The following is a 7,520-nucleotide window of genomic DNA, read 5'->3' as shown; positions in this document are numbered from 1 at the left end:
AATTTCAAAGGAATCCTGGCTGAGAAAGGCGCTGAATATCGCGCCGATGTCTGCCCAAAATGACATGAACCCCGTCCTCCCAGTCGGTCTTCGGTTGAACCGGCCCACGCGGGGCCGGTTCAAATCAGTTTATCAGGCTTGGCCCATCCACCAACGGCGCGGCTCGACATTTTCCGGCAGGGTGTCTGCCGGGATCTCGCGCGCGATGTCGTAGATCTCCTGATAGGTGTCGATGCCGCCGGCCCACTTGTTCAGGCGCTCGCGCCATTCTGCCCAGGGTTCCGGGTTGAAGTTCGGGGCACACATTTCCTCGGCCAGCTTGATCTGGTCGTCCGGCAGGAAGGCCGCACGCACACCGTTCTCGGCGAAGATCGTGTTGGGCAGCTGCGGATCCGAGAAGCCGACCGTGTTCAGCAGCGCGGCTTCGTTTGCACCCTGGATCAGTGCCTGCGTGAAGTAGGACGATTCCATGACCGCATCCTGCAGCTCGCCGCCCAGGCTGTCGAAGACCTTGGCCGACATCGACGTGTGTTCGGTACCGCAGAAGAACTTGAGGTTGACCGACTGGGAAACGACCGGTGCCATGTTCGCGTAGGCCACCGCCGATGCCCAGGTTTCGGCCCCATCGATCAGACCGGTCTTCAGCGCATCCAGCGTTTCTTCCCAAGCCACCGGAACCGGGTTCAGGTTCAGCAGCTGCATCGCGATCCGACCCAGCTGAGTGCCGGTCACGCGGTTCTTGGTGCCAAACAGCTCTTCCAGTTTGGTGACGGTGGGCTTGTCCGCAAAGGTCGACCCCATCTGCAGCCCGCGCAATTCGCAGTGGGTGAACAGGAACTTCAACCCGTGGCGCTTTTCGAGCGGCTCGCGCAGGATCCGCTGGCTGGCGGGGCTGTAGAAGAAATGATACTGCGCCGCGCGGCTTGGGAACATGTAGGCATAGTCCAACACGTTCAGATAGGGTGCGCCACCGGCCGAGTTCTGGGTCGAGGCCGCGTAAATGTCCACGATTCCCTGCTGGGTTTTCTCGACACAGCTCAGCTGACCGCAGATCTGGTTGTCGCCGATGAACTCAATGCGAATCTCACCGTCCGTGCGCTCTTCGAGGTCGCGGGCGAACTCGATGGCGCCGGCCCGTTCGATGAGAAGGTTGCGCGTGTTGAAACCTGCCGCGCCGAATTTCAGCGTATGCTTGGGCTCTTTCGAGAATCGTTTTTCATACGTGGATTCAGCCGCCTGCGCGAGATTGGCAAGGCTCATGGCCCCACCGAAACCCCCCGCTGCCAGCAGAGTGGAACTCATGCCATAGCGTCCGGCAACGCGGAAAAAGTCCCGCCGTGAAATGCCACTTAACTTTCGTCCGATCTCCATTGCTATCCTCCCGTTTCGCAATTATTGAGACGTTTTGTATCAAAAAATGCTAGCTTAATTCATGCATCTTGCATAGGGTTTTTTTAGCAACTTCGGGAGGAGCCGATCATGGAAGTGGACTATGTGATTGTCGGTGCCGGTTCTGCGGGATGTGTCATCGCCAATCGGCTTAGTGCTGATCCCCAAACCAAAGTTGCATTGATCGAGGCGGGCGGACCGGACACCAACCCGTGGATTCACATCCCGGTCGGGTACTTCAAGACCATGCACAACCCCTCGGTCGATTGGTGTTATCGCACCGAGCCTGACCCGGGCCTGAATGGGCGTTCCATTGATTGGCCGCGCGGAAAAGTGTTGGGCGGGTCGTCCTCGTTGAACGGGCTTCTCTATGTTCGCGGGCAGAAAGAGGACTATGACCGCTGGCGCCAGATGGGAAACGTCGGGTGGGGCTGGGACGATGTTTTGCCCCTGTTCAAACGCAGCGAAGACCAAGAGCGTGGAGAGGATGAGTATCACGGCGTAGGTGGCCCGCTGTCCGTCTCCAATATGCGCATACAGCGCCCGATCTGCGATGCCTGGGTCGCCGCGGCGCAGGCCGCAGGCTATCCGTTCAATCCCGACTACAACGGTGCCAACCAAGAGGGCGTCGGGTATTTTCAGCTTACCACGCGCAACGGCCGTCGTTGCAGTGCGGCCGTCGCCTATCTCAAGACCATCCGCAACCGGCAGAACCTGACGATCATCACGCGCGCGCTGGTGACGCGGGTTGCCATGGACGGCAAGCGCGCAACAGGCGTTGTTTACCGCGATCGGTCGGGCGAAACCAAAACGGTGAAGGCCCGGCGCGAGGTCATCCTGTCCGGGGGGGCAATCAACTCTCCGCAGATCCTGATGCTGTCAGGCATTGGTGACCCCGATCATTTGAAGGCAAACGGAGTCGAACCTGTTCACGCCTTGCCGAACGTCGGCAAGGGGCTGCAGGACCACCTGCAGGCGCGTCTGGTATTCAAATGCAACGAGCCGACCCTGAACGATGAGGTGCGGAGCCTGTTCAACCAGGCCCGCATCGCGCTGAAATACGCGTTGTTCCGGGCCGGTCCCATGACCATGGCGGCCAGTCTGGCAACTGGTTTCATGAAGACCCGTCCCGATGTTCAAACCCCGGACATCCAATTTCACGTCCAGCCCTGGTCGGCGGACAGCCCGGGTGAAGGCGTGCACCCGTTTTCGGCCTTCACGATGTCAGTCTGCCAACTCAGGCCGGAAAGCCGTGGAGAGTTGCGGTTGGATGGACCGGACCCCGCCAGCTATGTCAAAATCATCCCGAATTATCTGTCGACAGAGACCGATTGCCGAACGATCGTCGCTGGCGTCAACATCGCTCGCAATATTGCGCGCCACAATCCGTTGGCCTCAAAGATCTCCGAGGAGTTCCGACCGACGGCGGATCTGTCCTGTGATGACTATGAGGGGACGTTGGACTGGGCGCGTTCGAATTCAGTGTCGATCTATCATCCGACCGGAACCTGCGCGATGGGTACGACCGACGCGGCCGTTGTCGGACCTGATTTGAAGGTAAAAGGGATCGAGGGGTTGCGCGTTGCAGATTGCTCGATCATGCCGGAAATCGTCAGCGGAAACACCAATGCGCCCGCCATCATGATCGGTGAGAAGGCCAGCGATCTGATCGCGGGACGCGGCTGACACAGAGTCTGTCGGCCAGTTATTGGCTGGGTAAGGTCAGAGCGTCATTCGACGGGCAATCCGAATACCGCGATTGCTGCGCCAAGAATGCAGAACAGTGCAAACACCAACGCGCGGAAGGGCAGGTTGTGCTGAGACGCCGACCGGGCCGCGATGCCGGCCTGCAGCGCGTAATAGGCTGCAAAGGCGCGCGACGCATAGCTGATGATTTCAAAGACATTCGATGTCCAGGTCAGTATCAACCCGACACCGACCAGAACGGTATAGGCGGTCCGTTCAGAGGCGCGCCCGCCTGAAATCTCGGACAGCAGTCCACCGGACCCGCTGGTATCCGCGACAGCGGCGCTGAACTGGGCCGACAGGGCCGCAATAACCAGAAGAACGGGCAGTATCGGGGCGACGACCTGCATCAGGTCAATGATCGCCGTTTCGTCCAGAACCAAGCCGCCCGGTTCGACCGAATAGGTCAACAGGCCGATATAGATCAGGTAAACCGCGCTTGCGATCAACTGGGCCCACCGCATGGAGCGAATGCGCGTTTCCGCATCATAGGCGTGGCCGAGGTAACGCGAGGTTTCAAATCCCTGCACTGTTACGATCAGGCCCGCCAACAACATGAACGCGTGCGAGCCGCGCTCGGCCGGCGGGTCAAAGACAAGCGCATCGTGGCTGTATTGCTCGGCGAAATACGTGGCAAGTCCGACAAGCAGCCCGGCGATGATTGCCAGTTTCAGGCCGACTGAAATCTGCTCCAACCGTTCCAGCGCGGAAAACCCCCGGGTGCAGCCAACGAAAAGGATCAGCACAAGCACGCCCGAGGTCACAAGGCGGGCATGAAACGCGTCATCCACCTGGGTCAAGCTCACGCCAAACGAGCCGAACAGGTTCAGGTAGTAGGCGACCGAAATGAAGTAGGCAAAAGACAGGCTTGCCGACGCGACCCTTTCGGCCCGCTCGATACCGGCACCCCGGTCGGATCTGTGCGCAATGTCGCGGATGTTGTATCGAATTGCGCTTCCAAACCCCCAGGCCGCGGCGCAGAGGCCCAGCATGGCAAGCGGCGCCAGATCGCCAAAACTGACGTCCAGGATTGGACCAAGAACAAGGAACCCGCTGCCGATGATCGACGCCAGCGGGGTGATCGAGGCTCTCCACATCCGGGAATTGGCGACACGTGGCCAAACCAGAATGGCCAAGACCACCACGACCGCGGACAGGATCAACGTATTCTGCAACTCGGTCGTCAAGGGAACGGTTCGGCCTCGCTAGTGCTCGTCGGGACGCCGCTGGTGGGGGTTCAATCGCTGAGGGGCGATCATGGTATGTGTACCGGCATCCAAGGTCGCTCAGATTTACCAATCAGCGGTATCCCGTTCAACTCTGGCGCTTGGTTGTGCCGCGTTCCATCGCCTTTTCCCAAGCCAGATGGCGGGCGCGTCAAAAAAACCGGGTGGCTGTCAACGTCTTGTTGCATCGCTCGTGAAAGGTCTTCCTGCGCGCCAAAATGACGTGACGTGCTGGGGTATGAGTTGGACATTTCGCGTGTAATCCATCAGGTTCCGGGCAACACAGCTCCGGTCGCTCGGCCCTTGTATGGCCGCGTTCGGCGCGCAATATTCGCAGGTTGAACCAGATGCAGTATCACAACAAACCCTATGATCAGCTCAACATCGGGGACACGGCCGAACTGAAGCGTCTGTGCACCGAGGATGACTTTTATGCCTTCGCCGCGAATTCGGGCAATCACAACCCGCTGCACCTGGCCCATGAAGACGGGGACGGAGACGACCGGCCCGAAGCGGTAGCGCCATCGCTGTTCGTGGGCGCGCTGATCTCGGCGGTTCTGGGAAACATCCTTCCCGGGGCCGGGACGCTCTACAAATCGCAACAGTTCGACTTCGTGGGCCGTGCCATGGCCGGGGACGAGCTTTTGGCGCGTGTGGTCGTCACCGAAAAGCGTGCCAACCGCGAGGTGGTCCTGGATACCACCGTCACCCGATGCAGGGATGACGCGGTCATCGTCAGCGGCAAGGCCGTGGTAATCGCGCCGGACCGCGCGCTGTCGTTCCGCGAAATCGAGGTTCCCGGCCTGATCGTTCAGCGGCACCGTCACTTCGACGCGTTGCTGGAGAAATCCCGGCCGCTGGATCCCATCCCGACCGCCGTCGTCGCGCCGGAGGACCCGAACTCGCTGGGCGGCGCGATCCTGGCTGAGCGGGAAACGATCATTGAGCCGATACTTGTCGGTCGCCCGGACTTGATCGGGCAGGCGGCGCAGGAACTGGGCGAAAAGCTGGATGGTTTCGAAATTGTCGCCGCGGAAGAGCACAGCGAAGCCGCCCGCATCGCCGTCGACCTTGTGGTCGAAGGCCGGGCCGGGGCGCTGATGAAGGGGCATCTGCACACCGATGATCTGCTGAGGGCCGCATTGCGGAAGGATCAGGGATTGCGCGCGGGCCGGCGCTTTACCCATGTTTTCGTCATGGACGTGCCCGGGCAACCGCATCCGCTGCTGGTGACCGACGCCGCGATCAATATCGAGCCCGATCTGCAAACCAAGATCGACATTACCCAGAACGCGATTGATCTGGCGATCTCGATCGGGATGGAAACGCCCAAGGTCGGCGTTCTGTCGGCGGTCGAGACGGTGAACCCGGCCATTCGGTCCTCGATCGACGCGGCGTTGCTGTCCAAAATGGCTGAACGGGGCCAGATCATAGGAGGCTTGGTCGACGGTCCGCTGGCCATGGACAATGCGGTCAGCATGGCCGCAGCACGGATCAAGGGGATCGTCTCGCCAGTGGCCGGACAGGCCGACATACTTGTGGTTCCGAACCTGGATGCGGGCAACATGCTGGCCAAACAGCTGACATATATCGCCAACGCCGAAGCGGCAGGGGTGGTTCTGGGGGCGAAGGTGCCGATCATCCTGAACAGCCGCGCGGATGACGACAAGGCGCGTTTGGCATCCTGCGCCGTGGCTGCCCTGCACGCCGCCCGCATTGCCGGGGGGCGGTCATGAGCCATGTCATCACGCTGAACGCAGGCTCGTCGTCTCTGAAGTTCGGGCTGTTTTCGTTGCCATCCGATGACCCGGTTGCAATCTGCACCGGAATCGTGGACCGCATCAGCGCCGCTGGCGCGACCATCCGCGCCAAAACGTCGGATGGCCGCACGTTGGGCGGTGATGTGGCAGACGGGATTGCCGATCATCACGAGGCCCTGAACCATGTTCTGGACCTGATCATCCAGCAATTTCCCGCGGCCAATATTGCAGCCGTCGGCCACCGCATCGTTCATGGTGGTCCTGACCACGATCAACCGATCTTGCTGACGCCGGAAAGCCTTGCGGCGCTGGACAAACTCTCGCCCTTCGCACCATTGCATCAACCTTATAACCTCAGCGGCGTTCGTGCCTCGGTCGAGCGGTTCCCCGATGCGGTGCAGGTTGCCTGTTTCGACACCGCCTTTCATCGCAGTCACCCTTGGGTCAACGATACGTTTGCCTTGCCGACCGAGTATTATGACAAGGGCGTTCGCCGTTATGGGTTTCACGGCCTCAGCTACGAATACATCTCGGGCCATCTGGCCAAGACCGCGCCGCTGCTGCATGGCGGCCGGGTCATCGTGGCGCATCTGGGCAACGGCGCGTCGATGTGCGGTATGATCCACGGCCGCTCGGTCGGGTCCAGCATGGGGTTCTCGGCCATAGACGGTCTGCCTATGGGAACCCGATGCGGCCAGTTGGATCCCGGTGTCGTCCTCTACCTCATGGACCAGAAGGGCATGAGCGTGGATGAGATCACCGAACTTCTGTATCGCAAATCCGGTCTGCTGGGTCTGTCCGGTCTGTCCAGCGACATGCGAACTCTGGAAAAGTCCGACAGCGGCAGCGCGCGCCGGGCCATCAGCTATTTCAATTTCCGTGCGCGGCGTGAACTCGGTGCCCTTGCGGCTGTGCTGGGCGGGCTGGATGCGGTGGTGTTCACGGGTGGGATCGGCGAGAATTCTGCGCTGGTGCGCGAAAGGATTTGCGTCAATATGGGGTGGTTGGGGATTGAACTGGACCATGATGCCAATACGGACCACGCCCGGATTATCTCGACACCGCTGTCCCGGGTTCAGGTCATGGTCATCCCCACCAACGAGGAACTGGTGATCGCCCGTGCGGCTGCTCGCTTCGTCTATCCGCACATGTACGAGACGCTATTGGACAAAGCGAGCCCAGCCTCGCCGCCCCCGGCCGATGGTTCGGGGCCTGAGTGATCAGGCGCTGGACGTCAGCGAAGGATTTTCGGCGAATTTTTCGAAAAAATGGCTCTCTACGGGAAACCCCCAATTTCGGGCATAGGTGGGCTGGGCTATTGTCTGATTAACCAAGGTCAAACTTGGCCTACCACTTTCCCCGAAGAGGGGCTGGCTACCTACCCCCTCAGCCGGCCCCT

The 7,520-nt window shown here is 60.5% G+C and carries 5 protein-coding genes; 3 read left to right on the top strand and 2 right to left on the bottom strand.

The genetic code is table 11. The features are described 5' to 3' along the window. Positions 1-132: 132 nt before the first annotated feature. Positions 133-1,371, bottom strand: coding sequence for a TRAP transporter substrate-binding protein (locus tag AC2FM5_RS11955; RefSeq protein WP_093962894.1), 1,239 nt, complete (start codon positions 1,369-1,371; stop codon positions 133-135). Positions 1,372-1,479: 108 nt separating this feature from the next. Here AC2FM5_RS11955 and AC2FM5_RS11950 point away from each other — a divergent pair, with 108 nt between their 5' ends. After that, positions 1,480-3,075, top strand: a complete 1,596-nt coding sequence (locus AC2FM5_RS11950; RefSeq protein WP_496735755.1) for a GMC family oxidoreductase — start codon at positions 1,480-1,482, stop codon at positions 3,073-3,075. Positions 3,076-3,119: 44 nt separating this feature from the next. Here the strand turns inward: AC2FM5_RS11950 and AC2FM5_RS11945 are convergent, their stop codons facing one another. Continuing rightward, complete coding sequence (locus AC2FM5_RS11945) at positions 3,120-4,322, bottom strand: Aq_097 family APC-type transporter (protein WP_254439013.1); 1,203 nt, start codon at positions 4,320-4,322, stop codon at positions 3,120-3,122. Positions 4,323-4,708: 386 nt separating this feature from the next. On the opposite strand from AC2FM5_RS11945, the gene AC2FM5_RS11940 reads away from it, so the two are divergent. Next, entirely contained in the window at positions 4,709-6,097 is a 1,389-nt protein-coding gene (locus AC2FM5_RS11940) for a bifunctional enoyl-CoA hydratase/phosphate acetyltransferase (RefSeq protein WP_496735751.1), read from the top strand. Beyond that, positions 6,094-7,341 (top strand): acetate/propionate family kinase, encoded by a 1,248-nt coding sequence (locus tag AC2FM5_RS11935; protein WP_496735749.1) that lies wholly within the window; start codon positions 6,094-6,096, stop codon positions 7,339-7,341. The genes AC2FM5_RS11940 and AC2FM5_RS11935 overlap by 4 nt, the downstream gene beginning before the upstream one ends. Positions 7,342-7,520: the final 179 nt, after the last annotated feature.

Source organism: Ruegeria sp. BHSA162, from assembly GCF_059613385.1.
This window is presented reverse-complemented; position numbering and strand designations above follow the sequence as displayed.

Coding starts and splice junctions, on each gene's coding strand:
- AC2FM5_RS11935 (WP_496735749.1), top strand. CDS start 6,094: ATGAGCCATGTCATCACGCTGAACGCAGGCTCGTCGTCTCTGAAGTTC.
- AC2FM5_RS11955 (WP_093962894.1), bottom strand. CDS start 1,371: ATGGAGATCGGACGAAAGTTAAGTGGCATTTCACGGCGGGACTTTTTC.
- AC2FM5_RS11940 (WP_496735751.1), top strand. CDS start 4,709: ATGCAGTATCACAACAAACCCTATGATCAGCTCAACATCGGGGACACG.
- AC2FM5_RS11950 (WP_496735755.1), top strand. CDS start 1,480: ATGGAAGTGGACTATGTGATTGTCGGTGCCGGTTCTGCGGGATGTGTC.